Raw genomic sequence first — 21,767 nt, forward strand, 5'->3', positions numbered from 1 at the left:
TCATACTCCGAGGAGCACACACCCATGGCCCCCGCCGCCGGCAAGCCGATCCCTCGTGCGACGTATCGGGTCCAACTGAATGGCGAGTTCGGCTTCGACCGGACCGCCGCCATCGCCGACTATATCGCCCGCCTGGGCGTCAGCCATCTCTACGCCTCCCCCTACATGAAGGCGCGGCCGGGCAGCACCCATGGCTATGACATCGTCAACCACAACGAACTGAATTCGGAGGTCGGCGACCAGAACGACTTCCGCGATCTGGTGGAGGCGCTGAAGCGCAACAACCTCGGCCAAATCCTGGACTTCGTGCCCAACCACATGGGGGTCGGCGGCTCTGACAACGAATGGTGGTTGAACGTTCTGGAGTGGGGGCCTGAAAGCCCGTATGCCGGGTATTTCGACATCGAATGGGAATCCGATTACCGCTATCTCCAGGGCAAGGTGCTGGTGCCCTTCCTGGGCGACCAGTATGGCGCGGTGCTGGTATCCGGTGGGCTGGAGCTTCGTTTCGACAACGAGACGGGCAGCTTCGCCGTCTGGGCCTATGGCACCCACAAGCTGCCGGTGCGGCCGCAGGATTACGGCACCATCCTGGGCAGCGACCACCCGGATCTGGAGCGGATCGCCGACGCCTTCACCCATCTGATGGATGCCCGTCCCCATCAGCTTCGCCGCGCTTCCGACCTTAAGGCGGAACTTGCGGAACTGGTGGCCACCCGGCCGGACGTGGCCGACGCGATCAACCAGCGGCTGTCCGTTTTCCGCGGCTACCAGGGGGAGATCGACAGCTGGGGCCACCTTCACGAGTTGATCGGCTGCCAGAACTGGCGCGTCGCCTATTTCAAGGTGGCGGCCGACGACATCAACTATCGCCGCTTCTTCAACATCAATGAACTGGCCGGCCTGCGCATGGACGAGCCGGAACTGTTCGACGTCGCCCACCGCATGGTGCTGAAGATGGTGGAGGACGGCACGCTCGACGGTATCCGCATCGACCACATCGACGGGCTGATCGACCCCAAGGGCTATTGCGAGCGGCTGGTCGCGGCGGCCTCCAAGCCCTTCTATCTGGTGGTGGAGAAGATCCTCGCCCGGCATGAGCGGCTGCGCGAGGATTGGCCGATCGACGGCACCACCGGCTACGAATACGCCAACCTGATGGGCGGCCTGTTCGTCGATCCGAAGGCGGAGGAGACCTTCACGCGCCTCTACGCCGACTTCATCGGCCGGCGCGACGATTTCGAAGAGGTGGTGCGGCAGTGCAAGATCCGTATCATGGAAAGCGAGATGGCGAGCGAGCTGAACGTGCTGTCGCGCAAGGCGGCACGCATTGCCCGCTCCAACCCCGCCACCGCCGACTTCACTGCCAACATCCTGCATCAGGCGTTGAAGGAGACCATCGCCCGCTTCCCCGTCTACCGCACCTATGTCGACGGCGGCGTGCCGAGCGACCTCGACCGCCGCGACATCGACTGGGCGATCTCCCAGGCGCGGCGGGCGGAACAGGGGCCGGACGGCTCGGTCTATGATTTCCTGCAACGGCTGCTGACCACCGATCTGGTGGCGGCACCCAAGAGCGGCTACAGCCATCGGCAGGTCACCCGCTTCGCGATGCGCTTCCAGCAGTACAGCGGGCCGGTGATGGCCAAGGGACTGGAGGACACCGCCTTCTACCGCTACAACCGGCTGGCCGCCCTGAACGAGGTCGGCGGTCACCCCGACCATTTCGGCGTCAGCGTCTCCGCCTTCCACCGCGCCAACCAGGACCGGGCCCGCAACTGGCCGGGCAACATGCTGGCCAGCACCACCCACGACACCAAGCGCGGCGAGGACACCCGCGCCCGCCTCTACGCCCTGTCCGAGATGCCGGAGGAGTGGGAGCGGCAGGTCCAGACCTGGAGCCGGCTTCTGCGCGCCCGCCGCGGCGACGTGGAGGGCACCGCTCCCCCCGACCGAAACGACGAGTATCTGTTCTATCAGCTTCTTCTGGGGGCCTGGCCGGCGGAGCTGACCGGGGCCTCGGTCGAGCAGATCGAACAATCGGCGATGACCGCCTTCGCCGAGCGCATCGTCGGCGCCATGACCAAGTCGATGCGCGAGGCCAAGCTCCATTCGACCTGGGCGGCGCCGAACGAGGCCTATGAGGGGGCGGTCGTCAGCTTCATCCACGATGCCCTCGACGTCACCCGCCGCAACGCCTTCCTGGAGGCCTTCCTGCCCTTCCAGGCCTCGTTGGCGCGCATTGGCATGGTCAACGGGCTGTCCCAGACCCTGTTGAAGCTGACGAGCCCCGGCGTGCCCGACATCTATCAGGGCTGCGAGCTGTGGAATCTCAGCCTCGTCGATCCCGACAACCGCCTGCCCGTGGATTACGACGCCCGCCGCCGACTGCTGGAGGAGGTGGAGGACGTGGTGGAGCGCGGCACCATCGCCGGCCTGTTGGAGCGCTGGACCGACGGTGCGGTGAAGCTGGCGGTGACCCGGCAGGCGCTGGCGGTGCGGGCGGACAAACCGGAGGTCTTCAGTGCCGGCGAGTATCTTCCGCTGGAGGCGACCGGCGATCGCGCCGACCATGTGGTCGCCTATGCCCGCCGCGCCGGCGACGATACTGTGGTGGTGGCGGTCCCGCGGCTGGCCGGCCAGCTGGGCGAAAGCCCAGATTGGGGCAACACCGCCATCCCGCTGCCGCGCGGCACCCGCTGGCGCAACCGGCTGACCGGCGCGGAGGTCGAGGGCGGCGACGCGGTTTCCGTCGCGACGCTGTTCGCCGATCTGCCGGTGGCGTTGCTGTCGCGAGAGGGGTGAACTCTCCCTCTCCCCCCTGGGGAGAGGGGACTCCTTTTAACCTTTGACATCCTGCACAAAAGAGAAGGGCGCGCGGTTAACCCGCGCGTCCTTCCCATTTGTCCAACTTTAAGATCAGCGGGTCGTGCTGCCGGCGCCCGAAGACCCGCCCATCGAACCGGACGGCTGCTGCGTGCCGACCGGGCCGTCGGAGCCCGTGCCCATCGAGCCGCTGTTGCCCAGGCTGTTGCCGCCCGTGCCGTTTGTCGAGCTGGATGAGCCGGAGCCGGTCATCGAACCGCTGCCCGTCGTCGAACCGCTGGAGCCGGTGGTGCCCGAGTTGCTGCTGTCCATACCGCCCATGCTGCCGCAGCCCAACTGGTTGTTGGAGGTGCAGGGCGGATTGGCCTGGTTGGAGTTGGTGGTCGAACCGGTGCTCTTGGCGGCCGGGCTGCCGGAAATGGAGTTGCTGTCGGCGGCAAAGGCCGGGGCGGCCATCAAGGCCAGAGCGGTAGCGGCGCCGATGATCAGGCTCTTCATGACGATTCCTTTCGCTGTGCTGCCCGTCGACGCCGGTCAGGCGGGCGGGCAGCCATGGTTTGGGGAACATCGAATTCCGTATTCCACGCCACCAACAGCGACGGAGCCGAATGATCTCGCCGAATTCGCACCCGTCCTCGAATGGCTCACCGATGCCACACCCGCGGACGCCGGAAATAAAAAACGCCCGCCGAAGGGCGGGCGTTTTCCACTGGAAGACAGGTGTGCCGGTCAGGCCGAACGCACCTTGGGAAGGCCGGCGGCGAAGGCGGCGGAGCCGTGGAAGATCTCCAGCGCGTCCGGCTTGGACGACGGGCGCAGTCCGCCCAGGATCTCCCCGGCGGCGCCGATGGCCTGGACCAGCGCGTCCGGCATCACCGGCTTGCGCAGCAGGCCCATGGCGAAGCTGCGGGCTTCCGCCGCATGGTGATCGAAACCGGTCATCAGCAGCGACGGAATGCCATTCTCCTGCCACAGCCGCCGGGCCAGCACGAGGCCGTTCTCCCCACCGGCGAGATTGACGTCGACCAGCGCCAGGTCGGGACATTCGCGGGCACCGACCCGCGCGGCCTTGGCGGCGTCGCGCAGCGGTCCGACCACGGTATAGCCCGCATTCTCCAGAACGGCCTTCACGGCCGGACCGATCAGCGGATCGTCCTCGACGACAAGCAACTTCAAGACGGCATGCTCCCTTGATCTAACCGAGCGGGCTTATAGCCCGCCCCGTCGGGTTTTCGAAGCCTGTTCGGCTTCGATCCACTGAACCGCCCATGTTTGTCGCGGTTCCGTCCCGTTCAAGAGGTCGAAGGGGTACCCCCTTCCGGTCATGCAGCCTCACTGAACGTCCGGTTCGGAAACATACACCATTGCCGCCTGTTTTACCCGTACGCGTGAGAGGAAAGAAGCCATGGCATTTGTCGAGCTGAAAGAGATATCGGGGGATACCGTTCTGGTGAACCCCACCGCCGTCGCCTATCTGCGGGCGACGGCCGATGGCGGGACGGAGCTTCATTTCACCGGGCAGACGGAGCCTCTGCGGGTGCCGGGCGCGCCCTCCGACGTCGCCCGTTCCCTGGAAAACGCGGCTCCTACTCCGCCCGACCCTACCCTGTCGTTGCTGGCCTGACGGCGAGCTCAGACGCGGGGGTAGCTTGGCGCCCGCTTCTCGAAGAAGGCGGTGATGCCCTCTGCCGCCTCCGCCCCGTGCAGGGCCTCGACGAAGAAGGCTGCCTCGCGGTCGAGCTGGTCGTCGGGGGCGCCGAAGCCGCTCTCGATCAGGCGCTTGGCCCGGCCGATGGCAAGCGTCGGGCCGTCGGCCAACCGCTCCGCCCAGGCCATCGCCTCGGCGAGAGCGGTGCCGGGCGCCACCACCCGGTTGACGATGGCGAGCTGCGCCAGCCGCACCGCACCGATCTTGCCGCCCTCGAACATGATCTCGGCCGCCAGCTGCGGCGTCGCGGCACGGGCCAGGAAGGCCGACGCGCCGCCGTCCGGATTCAGCCCGACCTTCACATAGGCCAGCGTGAACACCGCATCCTCCGCCGCGACGATCAGGTCGCACCCCAATGCCACCGAGAACCCCGCCCCGGCGGCGGCCCCCTCGACCGCGGCGATCACCGGCTTGGGGCAGGCGCGCATGGCGCGGGTCCAGCCATGGAAGCGCTCCAGGCTGCCGCGGGTCACCTCCGGGTCGGCCTTGGCGTTGCCGAGCAGCCGGCCCAAATTGCCACCGGAACAGAAGGTGCCGTTGGCCCCGGTCAGGACGATGGCCCCCACCCCCGGATCCTCGGCCGCCTGGGTCAGCGCGTCGCGGGCGGCGGCCATCATCTCCGGCCCCAGCGCGTTCTTGGTGGCCACGTCGTCCATGGTCAGCACCATCACGCGGCCCTGGCGCGCGACGGTCAGTTGTCCGCTCATATCTCGGTTCCCTCCCGGTTTTCGCTGCCCGGCCGGTATTTGAACATGCCTTCCGACGTGGCGATCAGGGCGCCGGTGTCACCGTGGCGGATCTCCGCCGCGATTCCGATGATCTTGCGCCCGCCGCCGCGCAGCCGGCCGGTGGCGACCAGCGTACCGGTGCGCGCCTGCCCCAGGAAGCTTGTCGACAGCGACAGCGTCACCACCCGCCGCACCCGGCCGGGGAAGGGACAGTATGTTGCCGAGAATCCGGAAACCGTGTCCAAAAGCGTCGCCAGAACCCCGCCATGCACCACCCCGGCCCGGTTCAGGTGGCGGTCGTCGATGGGCATCGTCAGTTCCGCCTCCCCCTCCTCCCAGCGACTCAAGGCGTAGCCCAGCAGGCGCTGGAATCCCGATTCCGGCTCCCCATTCAACAAGTCGTTCATACCCTGTCCCGTCACGCAGCTGTTTCGTGCGCGAAGTAAAGCGCGTGAAGGCGGTCCAGGTCCACCCGGTCGCCACGTTCCGACAGCACGACCTTGCCCGACTGCATCAGATAGACGTGGTCGGCGATCTTCAGAGCGCGGCTGGTGTTCTGCTCCACCAGCAGGATGGTCAGCCCCTCCGCCCGCAGCCGGGCCAGGATGCGGAAGATTTCGTCGACCACGACGGGGGCGAGGCCCAGCGACGGCTCGTCGATCAGGCAGACGCGCGGCTGCTCCATCAGCCCACGGCCGATGGCGAGCATCTGCGCCTCGCCGCCCGACAGGGTGCCGGCGATCTGGCCGCGCCGTTCCGCCAGCCGGGGGAACATGTCCAGGACCATCGCCTTGTTGCGCTTCCAATCCCGACGGCAGCCGGGCGGGAAGGCACCCATCATCAGGTTGTCCTCCACCGTCATATCGGGGAAGATCATGCGGCCTTCGGGGATCATCACCAGCCCGTCGGCCACCCGGTCCCAGGTCTTCACCGCCTTGCGGCTCTGCCCGTCGACGCGGATGTCGCCGGAGGTGGCGGGCACCAGCCCCATGATGGCGCGCAGCAGCGTCGTCTTGCCAGCGCCATTCGGGCCGACGATCACCGTGGTCTTGCCGGTCTCCACCGACAGCGACACGTCCCACAGCACATTGATCGCGCCATAGCCGGCCCGGAGCGTCAGGATGTCGAGCGCGTTGGTCATGACGCCTCCGCAAGGGTGGTTTCGCCGGTGTAGCTGCGGATCACCTCCGGGTCGCGGAACACCGCGTCGGGGGAGCCGTCGGCGATGATCTGGCCGAAATTCAGCACCAGCACCCGCGGGCAGAGCGCCGCGATGGTGGCGATGTCGTGCTCGATGATGACCATGGCGAGGCGGTAGCGGTCGCGCACCGCCGCCAGCCTTTCCATGAAGGCGCGCTTGCCGCTGGTCTCCAAGCCGGCCAGCACCTCGTCGAGCAGGAGCAGGCTGGGCTCGGTCGCCAGGGCCTTGCCGACCTCCAGCGCCTTGTGCTCGGTCAGGGCCAGTTCGGTGGTGGCGTCGCGGTCGGCCTTGTCGCGCAGGTTCAGGATATCGAGGATCTTGTCGATCCGCTTGGGGTCCTTCCTGCCGGCTCCGAAGCGCTGGGCGACCAGCAGGTTCTCCCGCACCGTGCAGTGGCCGAAGGGGCGCGGAATCTGGAAGCTGCGGCCGACGCCGAGCCGCGCCCGCTTCCATTCCGGCAGCTTCAGCAGCGACGTGCCGCGAAAATCGAGCCGCCCGGCGGTCGGCCGCACCACGCCGGAAATGACGTTGAACAGCGTGGTCTTGCCGGCGCCGTTGGGGCCGACCAAGCCGATGCTCTCCCCTTCGGCAATGGAGAAGCTGGCGCTCTTCAGCGCCTGGACGCCGCCGAAATTGACCTGGACTCCTTCAAGCGTGAGCATGGCGGTTCTCCTTCACCGGGCGGCGGCTGAGCGCCGGCATCAGGCCGCCGGGGCTGAACAGGATCATGGCGCAGAGCAGCACGCCGAGGATCATCTGATGGCCGTGCGGTAGGATCGGCTTGAACAGCAACTGGTCCACCAGATAGATCGCCAGCGCCCCCACCACCGGCCCCCACACCGTGCGGTAGCCGCCGAAGATGGCTGCTGCGATGGGCAGCACGGTCCAGCCGCTGGAAAAGGCGTAGTCGGGATCGAGGAAGCTGATGAAATGGGCGTTGAAGGCGCCGACCACCCCGGTGATGAAGGCCGACAGCACCAGCATCGCCGCCTTCAGGTGCGTGCTGGGCACGCCGACGACGCGGGTGGCGACCTCCGTGTCGTGCATCGCCTTCAGCGCAAGGCCCCAGGTGCTGCGCCGGATGGCGTCATAGGCGAGCGCCGCCAGCACCACGATGGTCAGCACGATCAGGTAGCCGCCCGTCTTGTCGCCGAAATCGAAGCCCAGAACGATGGGGAAGCGCGGGATCGACAGCAGACCGCCGGCCCCGCCGGTAATGGGCGTCATCTCGGTCGCCAGGATCTGGAAGATGTGGGCATAGGCGAGGATGGCGAGCGCGAAATAGGGGCCTCGCAGCCGCAGCGCCGGCAGCATGGCGATGGACGATATCGCCGCCCCCACCCCGCCCAGCAGCATTGCGGCGAAGACCGGCACCCCCAGCTTCATCGCCAGCACGGCCGAGGTGTAGGATCCAACCCCGAAGAAGGCGGCATGGCCGAAGCTGACCATGCCGCCGAGATTGCCCAGCAGCGCCCAGGCCACCGCCACACCGGCGATGGTCAGCGCGGCGACGATCAGGCCCAGCACATAGGCGTTGCCGCCGAAGACCAGGGGCACGCCGACATAGGCGATGGCGAGGGCTGCAATCAGAAACAGACGGTTCATCAGGGAACTCCTCATCGCGCCAGCGCCCTCCCCCCGCCGAACAGGCCCGAAGGCGAAACGAACAGCACGACCAGGAACAGGACCATTCCCGCCAACTCCTGCAGCGAGGCCGACAGATAGGTGACCGTCAGCGATTCGATGACGCCGATCATGACGGCGCCGATCAGCACGCCGGGGATCGATCCCATCCCGGCCAGCACGGTGATGATGAAGGCCTTGACCGTCAGCACATGGCCCAGAGCCGGGAAGACGGTCTTGCCGGTGTAGATGGCGAAGCCGGCGAAGGTGGCGAGCAGGGCGGCGATCATGAAGGACAGGATCTCGATCTTGCGCGGGTTGACGCCCATCAGCGTCGCCGCCGCCCGGTTCGACGACAGCGCCCGCACCGCACGGCCCTGCCAGGAATGGTTCAGCCACCACCAGACCCCGGCCATCAGCACCAGCCCGCCGACGAAGGCCGCGACCTCCGCATTCATCGCGAACAGCGTGTCGGCGACCACCATCGAATCCTGGAACCAGGGATCGGAGGTCGACCGGATGTCGGCCGCCCAGATCGACAGGATGGTGTTGGTCAGGATGATCCCCAGCCCGAAGGTGAGGATCAGCGAATTGATCTCGCGGTCCTGGTCGATGCGGCTGAGCAGGGCATAGACGAGAGCCGATGCCGCCGCGACGATCACCAGCGCCACCGGGATCGCCAGCACCGGAGAGACGCCATAGTTGGATTCAGCGGCATAGGCGACATAGGCGGCCAGCAGCACCAGCTCGCCATGGGCAAGGTTGATGACCCGCGTGGTCCCGAACACCAGCGCCAACCCGACCGCCACGGTCGCGTAATAGCCGCCGGCGAGCAGGCCGGAGAACAATGCCTGGAGCGTCAGTTCGAACATGGGTTGCGCCCTGTTGGGGGTGGCCTTATCCCCTCTCCCCGGGGGGGAGAGGGGGTACCCACTCACCACGGCACCGCCGGGAAGTTCATCTTTCCGTTGGCGGCGTCCTGCGGCCAGACCAGGACCACCTTGCCGCCCTGGTGCTGGCCCATGCGGTGGGTGAAGTTCAGGTTGTCGCCGTTCTTGTCGAAGGTGACGCGGCCGATCAGGGTGTTGGCATCGGTCTTGCGCAGTTCGTCCGGCAAGCCGCCCTTGCCCAGCGTCCCGGCCTCGTCGGCGCGGACCACGGCGTCGATCAGCAGGCGGGTCTGGACATAACCGAACTGGCCCAGATAGTCGGGGTCCTTGTTGAACAGCTTCTTGTAGGTCGCTGCGAACTCGACCGCCTCCGGCTGGGTGAACTCCACCGGGTAGGGCAGCATGGAGGTGCCGTAGACATTCTCCATCAGGTCGGGGAATTCCTTCGCCATCTGCGCGGTGGCGAGCGACCAGACGCCGACCACCGCCTTGACCTGCGGCTTCAGCACCTTGGATGCCCGCAGGATGCCGACATAGTCGTTCTCGTAGCCGACCATGGCGATGGCGTCGGGGCGGTCCTGAAGCTTCACCTTGTTCATCAGCGGCTTGAAATCGCTGGTGGAGCCGTCGAACTCGTGCATGCCCACGGTCACGCCCTTGGCGGTCAATGCCGTGTTCACTTGGCGGGCAAGGCTGCTGGTCGCGTCCTTGTTCAGGTAGACGATGGAGACCTTCTTGGCGCCCATGTCCTGCAGCAGGCCGATCATGGCCAGCGCATAGCCGTCGGTGTTGTTGATGCGGAAGAAGGTGGGATAGCCGCGCTGGGTCAGTTCCGGAGACACGCCGCCCGAGGTGATGTAGACCAGCCCCGCCTTCTGCGCCGCCTCCGACGCCGGACCGATGATGTTGGAGCCGTAGCCGCCGGTGATCGCCACCACCCCGTCGCCGGCCAGCTTCTCCACCGCTGCCACGCCCTTGGCGGGGGAGGTCTCGTCGTCGATGGTCTGGACCTTGAAGCTGTGCTTGCCGGCATAGCTCCTGTTCGCCATTTCGACGGCGACCGAGATGCCTTCATGCATGCCCTGGCCGACGCGGGCGAGGCTGCCGGTCAGCGGCAGTTCGGAGCCCAGCAGGAATTCCTTGGCCTGGGCCGCCCCGGCGCCGAGCGCCACGGAGAGGGCCAGGGCCGAGACTGTGACGAGATGGGCAAGTGTCCGCTTCATGGTCTTTTGTCCTCCCACAGGCTTTGTTGTTGGCGCTTTGTTGCTTGGTTTCAGGCGGCCATCACCTCGGCGGCCAAGGCCCGAAGGCCGCTTTTCAGCAGCTTGCCGGTCGGGCTGGCCGGCAGGGCGTCCATGGCGACGATGCGCGACGGACGCTTGTAGGGGGCCAGCCGTTCGGCGGCCCAGGCCTTCAGCTCGTCCTCCGAGGCGCTGCGCCCGGGAACGAACTGGACGAAGGCCACCACCTCCTCGTTGCCGGCGACGGCATGGCCGACCACGGCGGCCAGCGTCACCGCCGGGTGGCTGGTCAGCACGCCTTCCACCTCCTCCGGATAGACGTTGAAGCCGGAACGGATGACGATCTCGCGGATGCGGCCGACCACGGTGACGCAGCCGTCCGGTTCCAGCCGGGCGACGTCGCCGGTCTTCAGCCAGCCGTCGTCGGTGATGACCTCGGCGGTCAGCGCCGGCTCGCGGTAGTAGCCGAGCATCACGTTGGGGGCGCGGACCCACAGCTCTCCCGGCTCGCCGTCGGCCACGTCGCGGCCGGTGAGGTGGTCGACGAAGCGCATCTCCACCAGCGGCAGGGCCGGGCCGATGGAGGTGTCGCCGCGCGGCGCATCCAGCCGGGTCTGCGTCACCGTCGGCGAGCATTCGGTCAGGCCGTAGCCGTTGTGCAGCGGCAGGCCGAACACCCGCTCCACCGCCAGCTTGAGGTCGAGGTCCAGAACCGACCCGCCCGAGGACAGGTAGCGCAGCGCCGGGGCATCCGGCGTCCGGCCGGTGACGGTGGCGTGCTCCACCAGCTTGGCGTACATGGCTGGAACGCCTTGGAACACGGTCACGCCATCCTGTTCCAACGCCTGCCACACCGCGGCAGGGGCGAAGCGGGGGACCGTGTGCAGGCAGCCGCCGGCATAGAGCGTGCCGAGGCAGGTGGAGGCCAGCCCGAAGACGTGGCTGACCGGCAGCACGCCATAGGTGCGGTCGCTGGGTCCCAGCCCGCGCATCCAGCCCGAAACCGAAGCGACGAACAGCAGGCCGCGGTGCGACAGCATCACGCCCTTCGGCTTGCCGGTGGTGCCGGAGGTGTAGATCAGCGCGCCGACCTGCCGCAGGTTGCCGGCATGAACCGGCTCCGGATCGGCCTCCAGCAGCGGGCCGACCGCCATCGGCGGCAGGTCGGGAGCGCCCAGCGGGTCGGCACCATGGCGGGCGGCATGGGCGGCGGCATCGGGGGATACCGTATCGGTATAGAAGACCCGGCGCGGCCGGCAATGGTCGCGGATGCTGTCGATCTCGCGGTCGGACAGCCGGGCATTGACGATCACCGGCCAGGCATCGCGCTCGCTCGCCGCCAGGATCAGGGTGACGGCGGCGAGGCTGTTCTCGCAGACAATCATCACCCGGTCGCCGCCGCGCACTCCCAGCCGGTCGAAATGGCCGGCGGCGAGCCCGACCGCCTCCCCCAGCCGGCGGTAGCTCCATTCCTGCGTCCCGTCGAACAGGGCGGGGGCGTCCGGCGTCCGCTCCGCCCAGGCGAGCGCCGCGTGGCTGATGCGCGGCGGCAGCGCCGCCACCATGCGAGCGAAATCGGGAACCGGCCGGCCTGAGGTCATGCGGCCTCCCGGATCATGTTGCGGGCGATGACGAGCTGCTGGATCTGGGTGGTGCCCTCGTAAATGCGGAACAGGCGGACGTCGCGGTAGAAGCGCTCGATCCCGTAATCGGCGATGTAGCCGGCACCGCCATGGATCTGCACCGCCCGGTCGGCGACGCGGCCCACCATCTCCGTCGAGAACAGCTTGCAGCAGGCGGCGTCGGTGTTGACGTTCTGCCCGGCGTCACGGCGCCGTGCCGTCTCCAACACCATGCAGCGCGCGGCATAGGCCTCTGCCCGGCTGTCGGCCAGCATCGCCTGGATCAGCTGGAATTCGGCGATCGGCTGGCCGAACTGCTTGCGCTCCATCGCGTAGGACAGGCTGTCGCGGATCAGCCGCTCCGCCAGACCGACGCAGACGGCGCCGATGTGCAAGCGGCCGCGGTCGAGGACCTTCATAGCCGTCTTGAAGCCCTGCCCTTCCCGCCCGCCCAGGATGGCGCTGGCCGGAACGCGGCAATCCTCGAAGATGACGTCGCAGGTGTGGGCGCCCTTCTGGCCCATCTTCTTATCGATCGGGCCGAGCGACAGGCCGGGCGTCCCGGCTTCCACCAGGAAGGCCGACACGCCGCGGGCGTCGCGGCTGTCCAGGTCGGTGCGGGCGAACACGGTGAAGAGACCGGCCTGCGGCGCGTTGGTGATGTAGCGCTTGGTGCCGTTCAGGATGAAATGGTCGCCGTCGCGCCGCGCCGTGGTGCGGAGCGAGCCGGCGTCGGACCCTGATTCCGGTTCGGTCAGGGCGAAGGCGCCGACGATCTCGCCGGCGGCCAGACGCGGCAGGTAGCTGCGCTTCTGCTCCTCCGTGCCGTCGATGACGATGCCCTGGGAGCCGATGCCGTTGTTGGTGCCGATCAGCGAGCGGAAGGCCGGGGAGGTCTGGCCCAGCTGGAAGGCGACCTGCACCTCGTCAGCCATCGACAGGCCGAGCCCGCCATACTCTTCCGGGATCGACAGGCCGAACAGGCCCATCTCGCGCATCGCGGCGATCACCTCCGCCGGGATGGCGTCGTCCTCCGCCACCTTATGCTCCAGCGGGACCAGCTTCTCGCGGACGAAGCGCCCCAGCGTGTCCAGCAGTTGATCCAAAACGTCCTTGTCCAAGGCCATGCGTGCTCTCCGTCCGGGGAGAATGATTTCAGGGGGAAAACCATGCGTTGAGGGGGCTTCGAGGGGGCGCCGCCTCGTTTGTTCGTTGGCCACGCTGACAGATGCGGCAGAGGCTGTCAACAAAATGAAATTGCGTTCCGTTTTGCGAAATAAGACGATTGGGCCGAAGGGCTGCTCCGCGTCGGAGCGGGCTTGCCAGCCGGAACGAAGCGGTTAACCTTTCCCGCAAATCACTGGAGGGTTTGGGATGATCGACCTTTATTTCTGGCCAACGCCGAACGGCCATAAGATCACGATCTTTCTGGAGGAAGCCGGCCTGGATTACCGGTTCGAACCGGTGAACATCTCCACCGGCGACCAGTTCAAGCCGGAATTCCTTGCCTTCTCGCCCAACAACCGCATGCCGGCGATCATCGACAACGCCCCGGCCGACGGCGGCGAGCCGGTCACCGTCTTCGAATCCGGCGCCATCCTGGTCTATCTGGCCGAGAAGACCGGCAAGTTCCTGCCCAGCGACCTGCGTGGCCGCAAGACGGTGCTGGAATGGCTGTTCTGGCAGGTGGGCGGCCTCGGCCCGATGGCCGGACAGAACCACCATTTCGTCCAGTACGCGCCGGAGCGCATCCCCTACGCCATGGAGCGCTACGTCAAGGAGACCGGGCGTCTCTACGGCGTGATGGACAAGCGCCTTGCCGACAACGAGTTCCTGGGTGGGACGGACCTGTCCATCGCCGACATGGCCAGCTATCCCTGGATCGTCCCGCATGAACGCCAGCAGCAGGATCTGGACAACTTCCCCAATCTGAAGCGCTGGTTCAACGCGATCAAGGAGCGGCCGGCGGTGGTGCGCGCCTATGAAAAGGGGCAGGCCGTAAACCCCAACCGCACGCCCACGGTGAACGACGAGAGCAAGAAGATCCTGTTCGGCCAGTCCGCCGACACGGTCAAGCGCTGATCCACCCTACCGCCGGCCCGGTTCCATCCGCCGGGCCGGCGTGTTCGTATAGTAACGTAATCTTTTGCGACACCCTTTCGCGCTGCACAGGCTTTCGGGTGCCCCCGGCGTAGACAGGACCGTTTGTCAGACCAGCGTGTTGTTTTCGGTAGGGAATATCTTCCGGAGACGCCGCGCCGATGAGCATCTGGCCCCGCACCGACTCCGACGGCATCGCCAGCGATACGGCGACCGGCACGGCCACCCAATCCACTCCCCCTGTTAATCCCACCGCCACCATCGACATCGCCCTGCATCCGCTGCCTCCCCTGCCCCAGCTGGCGCAGGTCTGGGTGGATCTGGAGACGCGCGCCGATTCCTCCTTCTTCCTGTCCTGGTCCTGGATCGGTCCCTGGCTGGCGCAGATGCCGGCCGGGATCGAGGCGCGGCTGCTGCTTGCCCGGCGGGGGGGCGAGTTGGTCGGGCTGGCCGTGCTCTGCCCGCGCAAGCGGCGGCGTCTCGGCCTGCTGCCCAGCCGGTGCTGGATGCTGCACGAGACGGGCGACCGCGGCTATGACCGCCTGTTCATGGAATACAACGGCATCCTTGCCGACCGCCGCTTTGCCGACGAGGTGACGGACGCCGCCCTGCACTGGCTGGGCGACCGGCTTTCCGCCAACGACGAGTTGGTGCTGGGCGGACTGACCCCGGCGGCCGAGCGTGCCGCCCGGCGTGTTGCGGCGCGGACCGGCCACTCTCTGCAGCTGCGCATCGCCGATTCCGCGCAATGGGTGGATATGGCGCCGGTCAGGGCGGCGGGCGGCGATTTCCGCGCCGGGCTTGGCCGCAACACGCGGGCGGCGGTCAACCGCAGCGAACGGCTCTACCGTGCCCGCGGGACGCTGGACTACCGCGTCGCCACCACCGCGGAGGAGGCGCTTGAGGATTTCGCGGCGCTGGAGGTGCTGCATCAGGCCGGCTGGAAGGCCCGCGGGCAGGCCGGCGCCTTCGCCAACCCCGCCTTCCGCCCCTTCCACGAACAGCTGATCACGCAGGGCGTGCCGAGCGGCGCCGTGCGCCTGTGCCGGATCAGCGCCGGAGGCCAGCCTGTCGGCTACCTCTACAACTTCGTCCACCGCAACCGGGTCCTGAATTACCAGGGCGGCTTCGCTTTCGAGACTGACAACCGGCTGAAGCCGGGATTGCTCAGCCATGTGCTGGCCATCGAGGACGCGCTGGCTCGCGGCGAGGATTGCTACGACTTCATGTCGACCCCGGCGGGACACAAGCCGCTGCTGTCCAATGCCGAACAGCCGATGAACTGGCTGACGCTCGGTCCCGACCGGCTCAGCCGACGGGTGGAGGCGCACTGCCGACGGGCGCGCGGGCTGATGATCGATGCGGTCAAACGGTCTCTGCGCGGCTGGACCGCGCCGGCCAAGGGCATCTGAGGGGGGAGGCGTGCGAATGACCAAGGGGAAGACCGGGGCGCTGGCCTGCGTGCTGGGCGACATGGATCTGGTGCGCCCGCTGGGGCTGGCGGGTATCCGCTGCGCCGTGGTCGGGCCGGCCGGCGGTGCCACCGCCCATTCCCGCTTCACCGAACGGTTGATCCCGTGGGAGGGCGGCTGTGACGAGGCTCTTGTGGATCGGCTGCTGCGTTTCGGCGCAGCCCAGCCCGACAAGCCGGTGCTCTATATGGAGGAGGATGCCCAGCTGCTGATGGTGTCGCGCCACCGCGACCGGTTGGCCGCGGTCTTCCGCTTCGCGCTCGCCGACGGCGATCTGGTGGAGACGCTGGTCGACAAGGGCCGTTTCCAGGCACTGGCGGAACGGCTGGACCTGCCGGTTCCGCGCACCCGTCGGCTGCGCCCGCTGCCGGGCAGCGAGGCCCCGGACCTTGATCTGCGCTATCCCGTCATCGTCAAGCCGCTGACCCGCCGTCCGCCCTGGGACGAGATCGAGGGGCTGGGCAAGGCGATCCGGCTGGAGGGGCCGGAGGAGTTGCGCGCGCTCTGGCCGCGGCTGATCCCGGTCGGCATCGACCTGCTGGCCCAGGAGTTGATCCCCGGACCGGAGACGCGGATCGAAAGCCACCATGTCTATATCGATGCAGGCGGCGCCGTGGCGGGCGAGTTCACAGGGCGCAAGATCAGGACCTATCCGGTCGATTACGGCCACAGCACCGCGCTGACCATTACCGACATCGACGGCGAGGGGGCCGACGTGGCCGCGCTGGGCCGGCAGATCGCCGCCCGCATCGGTCTTACGGGCGTCGCCAAGTTCGATTTCAAGCGCGATCCGCAGGGCCGCCTGCACCTGCTGGAGATCAACCCGCGCTTCAACCTGTGGCACCATCTGGGCGCCGTCGCCGGGGTGAACCTGCCGGCCATCGTCCAGGCCGACCTGACCGGCCGCCCCCGCCCTGCGCCGGCCAGGGCGCGGCCCGGCGCCTGCTGGTGCCACATCAGCAAGGACCGGCTGGCGGCCCGCGACAGCGGCGTGCCGACGGCGCAGTGGCTCGCCTGGGTCGCGCGGTGCGAAGCGAAGGCGATCACCCCCGACGACCCGATGCCCTTCCTGCGGCCGAAGCTGGACCGGCTGCTCGCCCGCTTCCCCGGCGGCGCCCGCCCGCCCCGCCTCGCCAAGCCGTAAGTCAGGGATAGCGCCCATCGCATGTACAGCTAAAGCCCCTCTCCCCTTGCGGGAGAGGGGCTTATCGGCACCGAAAACAGCCGTTCCCGTCCAGAATGCAACTGCCGTGACCGCAAAGCCATGAAGATCGCCCTGATCTCCGACATCCATGCCAATCTGGAAGCCTTGCAGGCGACGCTCGACGCCATCCGGGCAGAGGGGGTGGAGCGCATCGTCTGCCTGGGCGACATCGTCGGCTACAACACCGATGCCGCCGCCTGCATCGCCCTGCTGCGGCAGGCAGGGGCGGTCTGCATCGCCGGCAACCATGACCGGGCGGTGACCGGCGCCATCGGGACCGAAGGCTTCAGCGGTCCGGCGGCGCGCGCCGTCGACTGGACCCGGCGGCGGCTGGACGAGGAGAGCCGTGCCTTCCTGTCCGGCCTGCCGCTGACCGCCGTGGTCGATGGCGCGCTGGTCGCCGTGCATGGCGCCCTGCACCCGGACGAGGGGAAGGAGCTGGTTCGGCTGGACGACGACGACAAGCGCGCCTTGAGCCTCCAGGCACTGGCGGGCCACGCGTCGGGGGTCCGGGTCTGCGCCTTCGGCCACACGCACCGCGCCGGGCTGTGGGAGTGGCGCGACGGCACGGTGCGGTCGGTCCCGCTGGACAGCGGCGCGACGCTGCGGCCCGATGCGGTCTATCTGCTGAACCCCGGCACGGTGGGGGAGCCGCGCGGGACGGACCAACGCGCCTGCTTCGCCTGTTTCGACAGCGATGCCGGCCGCGTCACCCTGCACCGCGCCGCTTATGCGCGCCGGGCGACGCTCGCCAAGACGCGGCGGGCCGGGCTGGCGCCACGTTTTGCCGCAGTCCCGGCGCCGTTGCGCATGAAGTTGATTGGAATTCTACGGACTCTCGGAGTGTATGAGTGGGTAAAACGGACACTTCCTTCCCGCGTGTCATCAATATGACAGTCCCGTAACGCGGCTTTGCTTCTACAGCGGCACCGAATTGCGCATAATCCGGCACGGGGGGCCAATGGTGACGCCGGGCTATGGACAACATCGGTATTGGAAGCGGCGCTGCCGGCGGGATCTGGTCCCGGCCCGGCAGGACATTGTCATCCCTGATCGCCCCGCTCGCGCTGGGTCTTTCCCTGTGCCTTGCGTTCGGCGCCGCCCCGTCGCGCGCCCAGCAGGCTGATCCCGCAGCGACGCCGCCGGCCGCGGAAAGCACCACGGTCAAGCTGACCATCCTTTACGCCCAGGGCACCACCGACCTGGATGAGACCGGCGGGCGCGGCGGCATGGCCCGTCTGGCCGGCGCGATCCGGCAGGAACGGAACAACCGCCAGCTTGTCCTGGCCCTGCATGGCGGCCAAACGCTGGCACCGTCGGTTCTGGCCTTCTACGACCAGGGCGCTCACATCATCGACCTGCTGAACGGCATGACCATCGATGCGATGGCCGCGCTGAACCGCGAATTCCACCATGGCGACGACCAGCTGAGCGCCCGTGCCTTCGAGGCCGGGTTCCCGATCGTGACCACCAACACCGTCGACCGCTCGACCGGCCGCACCCCGGACGGGCTGGAGGAGGCGGTGGTGCTGACCGCCGGCCCCCTGCGCATCGGCGTGCTTGCCGCAACGCCCGTGCTGACGCGGGAGACCACCCGGACCCAGCGCACGGAATTCCGCGATCCCGTCGCTGCACTGGCCGCCAAGGCCGCGTCGCTGCGGGCCGAAGGGGTGGATCTGGTGGTGGCGATGACCGGCTATGCCGGCGACACCCACCGCAGCATCCTGGCCGCCCGCCCGGCCGACATCGTTCTGTACCAGGACCGCAGCCGCCCCTTCGCAGTCGACTATGACGGCCGCTTCCTGTCCGCCACCGTGGGGCCGCAGGCGGGATGGGTGCTGGCGCTCGACCTGACGGTGGAGCGGACGGCGCAGGCGGACGGCAAGGCACGGGTGACCTGGGCCCCCTCCCCCCGGCTGATCGACACCGCCGCCGTGGCGCCCGACGCCGCCTCCGACATCCAGGCCAAGGCCTATGCGGCGCGGCTGGACACCATGCTGAGGATGGAGGTGGGACGTCTCACCGGGCCGATCGACACCCGCAAGGAATCGGTGCGCACCGGCGAAAATGCCTTCGCCAACGCGGTCGTCGACATGCTGCGGGCGGCGCTGGACGCCGACGTGGCGCTGATCAACGGCGGCGGCATCCGCGGCGACCGCCGTTATCCGGCCGGCACCCTGCTGACCCGTCGCGACATCTATGCCGAGCTGCCCTATCACGATGTCGGCATGGTGCTGGACGTCACCGGGCAGCAGCTTTGGGACGCGGTGGAAAGCGGCGTGTCGGCGGTGGAGCAGTTGCAGGGCCGTTTCCCGCACCTGTCCAACGCCCGTGCCGAGATCGATCTGAGCCGCCCGCCCGGCCAGAGGCTGCGCAGCCTGTCGGTCGGCGGCAAGCCGGTCGGCCTCTCCACCCGCTACCGGCTGGCGACCAGCAGCTTCCTCGCGGCCGGCGGCGACGGCTATGGCATGCTGGCCGGGGCGCCGCGGCTGGTGGAGGACCGCAACACGGACTTCGTCTCCACCCAGCTGATCAGCCAGATCACCCGCGACGGGGAATTCCTTCCGCGGCTGGACGGCCGGATGACGGTGAGGCGCTGATGGACGGCATGGCTTCCTCGATCGCCGAGAGCCCTCCGCGGCCCGGCACATTGATCGAACCCGGGACCCAACCGGGGGCTCACCCGCAGGCGCGGCCGGCGCCGCGGTTCCCGCCGCCGAACCGGCCACGCCGCTTCGGCATCGCCGTGCGCATCACGCTGGGGCTGTCGGTGATGGCCCTGCTGGTGGTGCTGATCGGCGGCGTGTCGATGTCGTCCTTCCGCCTGTTCCGGGCGGAGGTGACGGCGCTGTCGACCACCACCCTGCCGGAGGTCATCGCCAGCGCCGACCTGCACGGATCCCTGCAGAAGCTGGTGGCGCAACTGCCGCAGCTTGCCGCCGCCACCTCGACCCCGCAGCGCCGCTCCATCTATGACGGGTTGGTGACGGAGCTGGATTCGATGCAACTCCTCGTCGCCCGCATGCGCGGGCTGATGAAGGAGAGCGGCAATGAGGACGGCGAGCGCGACGGCAATGTCCGCCTGCTGGAGCAGACCCGGTCCACCCTGTTGATCCTGGCCGCCACGGTTGCCGACCTGAATGCCGAGGTCACGCGCCAGATCGACTATGGCGACCGACAGGCCGAGGCGGCGCGGGGGTTGAGCCGGCTGGCCGCCTCCATCGAGAGCATGCCCGACACCGGCGCCTGGGCCGTCCGCATCGGCGCGCTGATGGCGCGGGCGGCGGGCGCCTCGCAGCTGGACCATCTCAGCCGGCTGAAGGGCGAAGCGAGGGCGGCCGAACGCACGCTGGCGGACCTGGCGCGCCTGTCCGCCGACGCGCCGGACGCGACCGGACAGATGATGTCGACCGTGCAGGAGGAACTGTTCTCGCTGCTGATCGCACCGGGCGGGGTATTCCACAGCGCCATCGACCGGCTGCAGGCGCGCAACCGCGCCCAGGCCCTGACCGGCCAAGCCCGCGTGCTGGTGGAGACCGTCGAACGGTCCACCCGCACGCTCAACGATTCCATTCGCGACCAGTCGGCCCAACGCACCGACGCCCTCGCCGAACTGATCGCCGAGCGGTCGCGCACGGTGATGATGCTGGCCGGCGCGTCGATCATCCTGGCGATCTGCGTCTACTTCATCTTCCGGCATTTCCTGTCCTCGCGGCTGGTGGCGATGAACCGGGCGGTGCTGGCCGGGCTGTCGGCAGGCCACGCGGATGCCGGCCGGCCGTGGACCGCCGGGTCGGCGGCGTCCGGCCCGACGACGAATGTTCCGGTGCCGGTTCCGGTGGATGGCGACGACGAGATCACCGACATCGGCGCCTCCATCCGCTATTTCATCGACGAGATCGACCGGCGCCAGCGGGCGCTGGCCGACAACGAGCGGCGGTTCCGCGATCTGGTCGAGGGGTCGATCCAGGGCATCATCATCCACCGCGACTTCCACCCGCTCTATGCCAACGACAGCTTCGCCGCCATGCTGGGGCTGACGGTGGCCGAGGTGATGGCCCTGCCGTCCCTGCTGGCGCTGGTGCCCGTGGAGGAGCGCAACGGGCTGATCGACAACTACGACCGGCTGCTGGACGGCGGGTCCACGCCGCGCCGCCGCATCCGCGCCTGCCGACCCGACGGCGGCAGCCTGTGGGTGGAGCTGACCGGCCGGCGGGTCGACTGGATGGACGGTCCGGCGGTCCAGGCGGTGGTTGTCGACGTCACCCGCGAGGTGGAGGCGGAGAATGCGCTGCGCCAGTCGCGCGACGCCGCAGAACGCGCGCTCTGCGAACTGAAGGCGACACAGGCCAGCCTGATCCAGGCGGAAAAGATGGCCTCGCTAGGCCAGTTGGTCGCCGGAGTGGCGCATGAGGTCAACACCCCCATCGGCATCACCATCACCGGCGCCTCCCAGTTGCAGGCGCTGATCGGGGAACTGTCGGACCGCCATGCCGCCAGCGCGCTGAAGAAGTCCGACTTCCAGCGCTTCCTCGGCGACGGCATGGAGATGGCGAACCTGATCCTGTCAAACAGCACCCGCGCGGCCAATCTGGTGCAGAGCTTCAAGCTGGTCGCCGTCGACCAGTCCAGCGACGAACGCCGCGCCTTCCTGCTGCGCGACTATATCGACGAGCTTCTGCGCAGCCTGCATCCGACCTACAAGGCACGGGCGGCGCTGACCATTTCCGTCGACTGCCCGGTCGACCTGGAGCTGGACGGCTATCCGGGCGCGCTGTCGCAGATCCTGACCAACCTGATCATGAACGCGCTGATCCATGCGCTGGACCCGGAACAGCCCGGCGGCATCGCGATATCCGCCCGGCCTTGCGACGGCGACATGGTGGAACTCTCGGTGGCCGACGACGGCAACGGCATCGCGCAGGAAGTTCTGCCGAAAATCTTCGATCCCTTCTTCACCACCCGCCGCGGCAGCGGCGGCAGCGGGCTTGGGCTGCACATCGTCTACAATCTGGTGACCGGCCGCCTGCACGGCACCATCGGGGTGGAGAGCCGCCCGGGCCAGGGCACCCGCTTCACCCTGCGCTTCCCCCGGGTAACCGATCCCGCGTAAGAGGCGCTGGGCCGGGGCGCTGGGTTGGTGCGCTGACGG

19 protein-coding genes are annotated in these 21,767 nt (G+C 68.3%); 8 read left to right on the forward strand and 11 right to left on the reverse strand.

Annotated elements, in window-relative coordinates; genetic code table 11:
* Nucleotides 1-24: 24 nt before the first annotated feature.
* Nucleotides 25-2,805 carry a malto-oligosyltrehalose synthase gene (treY, locus tag ACWPKK_RS15970; RefSeq protein ID WP_452005912.1) on the forward strand — a complete coding sequence of 927 codons (2,781 nt, stop codon included), beginning with the start codon at nt 25-27 and terminating at the stop codon, nt 2,803-2,805.
* Nucleotides 2,806-2,919: 114 nt separating this feature from the next.
* On the opposite strand, the gene ACWPKK_RS15975 is transcribed toward treY, so the two are convergent.
* Nucleotides 2,920-3,324 carry a hypothetical protein gene (locus ACWPKK_RS15975; RefSeq protein WP_310116842.1) on the reverse strand — a complete coding sequence of 135 codons (405 nt, stop codon included), beginning with the start codon at nt 3,322-3,324 and terminating at the stop codon, nt 2,920-2,922.
* Nucleotides 3,325-3,555: 231 nt separating this feature from the next.
* A complete protein-coding gene (locus tag ACWPKK_RS15980; protein ID WP_452005916.1) occupies nt 3,556-4,002 on the reverse strand; it encodes a response regulator in 447 nt (148 codons plus the stop codon).
* 229 nt (nt 4,003-4,231) lie between these two features.
* Between ACWPKK_RS15980 and ACWPKK_RS15985 the strand changes: the two genes are divergently transcribed.
* Nucleotides 4,232-4,450: a hypothetical protein gene (locus ACWPKK_RS15985; RefSeq protein ID WP_452005919.1), complete on the forward strand. Its 219-nt coding sequence runs from the start codon at nt 4,232-4,234 to the stop codon at nt 4,448-4,450.
* Nucleotides 4,451-4,458: 8 nt separating this feature from the next.
* On the opposite strand, the gene ACWPKK_RS15990 is transcribed toward ACWPKK_RS15985, so the two are convergent.
* The 9 genes from ACWPKK_RS15990 to ACWPKK_RS16030 all read right to left on the reverse strand — a co-directional run bounded on the left by ACWPKK_RS15990 (nt 4,459) and on the right by ACWPKK_RS16030 (nt 12,966).
* Nucleotides 4,459-5,241, reverse strand: a complete 783-nt coding sequence (locus ACWPKK_RS15990) for an oxepin-CoA hydrolase, alternative type (RefSeq protein WP_452005921.1) — start codon at nt 5,239-5,241, stop codon at nt 4,459-4,461.
* Entirely contained in the window at nt 5,238-5,669 is a 432-nt protein-coding gene (locus tag ACWPKK_RS15995; RefSeq protein ID WP_452005924.1) for a PaaI family thioesterase, read from the reverse strand. Before ACWPKK_RS15995 ends, ACWPKK_RS15990 begins: the two co-directional genes overlap by 4 nt.
* A gap of 11 nt (nt 5,670-5,680) precedes the next feature.
* Nucleotides 5,681-6,403 carry an ABC transporter ATP-binding protein gene (locus ACWPKK_RS16000; RefSeq protein WP_452005927.1) on the reverse strand — a complete coding sequence of 241 codons (723 nt, stop codon included), beginning with the start codon at nt 6,401-6,403 and terminating at the stop codon, nt 5,681-5,683.
* The gene (locus ACWPKK_RS16005; RefSeq protein ID WP_452005930.1) at nt 6,400-7,125 is read right to left on the reverse strand and encodes an ABC transporter ATP-binding protein; all 726 of its coding nucleotides are present in this window, start codon (nt 7,123-7,125) and stop codon (nt 6,400-6,402) included. Before ACWPKK_RS16005 ends, ACWPKK_RS16000 begins: the two co-directional genes overlap by 4 nt.
* The gene (locus ACWPKK_RS16010; RefSeq protein WP_452005933.1) at nt 7,112-8,068 is read right to left on the reverse strand and encodes a branched-chain amino acid ABC transporter permease; all 957 of its coding nucleotides are present in this window, start codon (nt 8,066-8,068) and stop codon (nt 7,112-7,114) included. The genes ACWPKK_RS16005 and ACWPKK_RS16010 overlap by 14 nt, the downstream gene beginning before the upstream one ends.
* 11 nt (nt 8,069-8,079) lie before the next feature.
* Nucleotides 8,080-8,958, reverse strand: a complete 879-nt coding sequence (locus ACWPKK_RS16015; RefSeq protein WP_452005936.1) for a branched-chain amino acid ABC transporter permease — start codon at nt 8,956-8,958, stop codon at nt 8,080-8,082.
* A 62-nt stretch (nt 8,959-9,020) separates the two neighbouring features.
* Complete coding sequence (locus ACWPKK_RS16020; protein ID WP_452005939.1) at nt 9,021-10,199, reverse strand: ABC transporter substrate-binding protein; 1,179 nt, start codon at nt 10,197-10,199, stop codon at nt 9,021-9,023.
* 50 nt (nt 10,200-10,249) lie between these two features.
* Entirely contained in the window at nt 10,250-11,818 is a 1,569-nt protein-coding gene (locus tag ACWPKK_RS16025) for a class I adenylate-forming enzyme family protein (RefSeq protein WP_452005942.1), read from the reverse strand.
* Nucleotides 11,815-12,966 (reverse strand): acyl-CoA dehydrogenase family protein, encoded by a 1,152-nt coding sequence (locus tag ACWPKK_RS16030; protein ID WP_452005944.1) that lies wholly within the window; start codon nt 12,964-12,966, stop codon nt 11,815-11,817. The genes ACWPKK_RS16025 and ACWPKK_RS16030 overlap by 4 nt, the downstream gene beginning before the upstream one ends.
* A gap of 247 nt (nt 12,967-13,213) precedes the next feature.
* Here ACWPKK_RS16030 and ACWPKK_RS16035 point away from each other — a divergent pair, with 247 nt between their 5' ends.
* The 6 genes from ACWPKK_RS16035 (at nt 13,214) to ACWPKK_RS16060 (ending at nt 21,728) form a co-directional block, all read left to right on the forward strand.
* On the forward strand, nt 13,214-13,921 hold the full coding sequence (locus tag ACWPKK_RS16035; RefSeq protein ID WP_452005947.1) for a glutathione binding-like protein: 708 nt from the start codon (nt 13,214-13,216) through the stop codon (nt 13,919-13,921).
* A 179-nt stretch (nt 13,922-14,100) separates the two neighbouring features.
* Nucleotides 14,101-15,351, forward strand: a complete 1,251-nt coding sequence (locus ACWPKK_RS16040) for a GNAT family N-acetyltransferase (protein ID WP_452005950.1) — start codon at nt 14,101-14,103, stop codon at nt 15,349-15,351.
* Nucleotides 15,352-15,367: 16 nt separating this feature from the next.
* A complete protein-coding gene (locus ACWPKK_RS16045; protein WP_452005953.1) occupies nt 15,368-16,555 on the forward strand; it encodes a carboxylate--amine ligase in 1,188 nt (395 codons plus the stop codon).
* A 120-nt stretch (nt 16,556-16,675) separates the two neighbouring features.
* Nucleotides 16,676-17,509 carry a metallophosphoesterase family protein gene (locus ACWPKK_RS16050; RefSeq protein ID WP_452005956.1) on the forward strand — a complete coding sequence of 278 codons (834 nt, stop codon included), beginning with the start codon at nt 16,676-16,678 and terminating at the stop codon, nt 17,507-17,509.
* Between the two features lie 146 nt (nt 17,510-17,655).
* Entirely contained in the window at nt 17,656-19,215 is a 1,560-nt protein-coding gene (locus ACWPKK_RS16055) for a bifunctional metallophosphatase/5'-nucleotidase (protein ID WP_452005959.1), read from the forward strand.
* Nucleotides 19,216-19,223: 8 nt separating this feature from the next.
* Nucleotides 19,224-21,728, forward strand: a complete 2,505-nt coding sequence (locus tag ACWPKK_RS16060; protein WP_452005962.1) for a sensor histidine kinase — start codon at nt 19,224-19,226, stop codon at nt 21,726-21,728.
* Nucleotides 21,729-21,767: the final 39 nt, after the last annotated feature.

It is taken from the genome of Azospirillum largimobile (assembly GCF_977007025.2).

What these genes read in the sequence shown, in the direction of transcription:
- treY (WP_452005912.1), top strand. Translation starts at nt 25, where the DNA reads ATGGCCCCCGCCGCCGGCAAGCCGATCCCTCGTGCGACGTATCGGGTC.
- ACWPKK_RS15975 (WP_310116842.1), bottom strand. Translation starts at nt 3,324, where the DNA reads ATGAAGAGCCTGATCATCGGCGCCGCTACCGCTCTGGCCTTGATGGCC.
- ACWPKK_RS15985 (WP_452005919.1), top strand. Translation starts at nt 4,232, where the DNA reads ATGGCATTTGTCGAGCTGAAAGAGATATCGGGGGATACCGTTCTGGTG.
- ACWPKK_RS15990 (WP_452005921.1), bottom strand. Translation starts at nt 5,241, where the DNA reads ATGAGCGGACAACTGACCGTCGCGCGCCAGGGCCGCGTGATGGTGCTG.
- ACWPKK_RS15995 (WP_452005924.1), bottom strand. Translation starts at nt 5,669, where the DNA reads ATGAACGACTTGTTGAATGGGGAGCCGGAATCGGGATTCCAGCGCCTG.
- ACWPKK_RS16000 (WP_452005927.1), bottom strand. Translation starts at nt 6,403, where the DNA reads ATGACCAACGCGCTCGACATCCTGACGCTCCGGGCCGGCTATGGCGCG.
- ACWPKK_RS16005 (WP_452005930.1), bottom strand. Translation starts at nt 7,125, where the DNA reads ATGCTCACGCTTGAAGGAGTCCAGGTCAATTTCGGCGGCGTCCAGGCG.
- ACWPKK_RS16010 (WP_452005933.1), bottom strand. Translation starts at nt 8,068, where the DNA reads ATGAACCGTCTGTTTCTGATTGCAGCCCTCGCCATCGCCTATGTCGGC.
- ACWPKK_RS16015 (WP_452005936.1), bottom strand. Translation starts at nt 8,958, where the DNA reads ATGTTCGAACTGACGCTCCAGGCATTGTTCTCCGGCCTGCTCGCCGGC.
- ACWPKK_RS16020 (WP_452005939.1), bottom strand. Translation starts at nt 10,199, where the DNA reads ATGAAGCGGACACTTGCCCATCTCGTCACAGTCTCGGCCCTGGCCCTC.
- ACWPKK_RS16025 (WP_452005942.1), bottom strand. Translation starts at nt 11,818, where the DNA reads ATGACCTCAGGCCGGCCGGTTCCCGATTTCGCTCGCATGGTGGCGGCG.
- ACWPKK_RS16030 (WP_452005944.1), bottom strand. Translation starts at nt 12,966, where the DNA reads ATGGCCTTGGACAAGGACGTTTTGGATCAACTGCTGGACACGCTGGGG.
- ACWPKK_RS16035 (WP_452005947.1), top strand. Translation starts at nt 13,214, where the DNA reads ATGATCGACCTTTATTTCTGGCCAACGCCGAACGGCCATAAGATCACG.
- ACWPKK_RS16040 (WP_452005950.1), top strand. Translation starts at nt 14,101, where the DNA reads ATGAGCATCTGGCCCCGCACCGACTCCGACGGCATCGCCAGCGATACG.
- ACWPKK_RS16045 (WP_452005953.1), top strand. Translation starts at nt 15,368, where the DNA reads ATGACCAAGGGGAAGACCGGGGCGCTGGCCTGCGTGCTGGGCGACATG.
- ACWPKK_RS16050 (WP_452005956.1), top strand. Translation starts at nt 16,676, where the DNA reads ATGAAGATCGCCCTGATCTCCGACATCCATGCCAATCTGGAAGCCTTG.
- ACWPKK_RS16060 (WP_452005962.1), top strand. Translation starts at nt 19,224, where the DNA reads ATGGCTTCCTCGATCGCCGAGAGCCCTCCGCGGCCCGGCACATTGATC.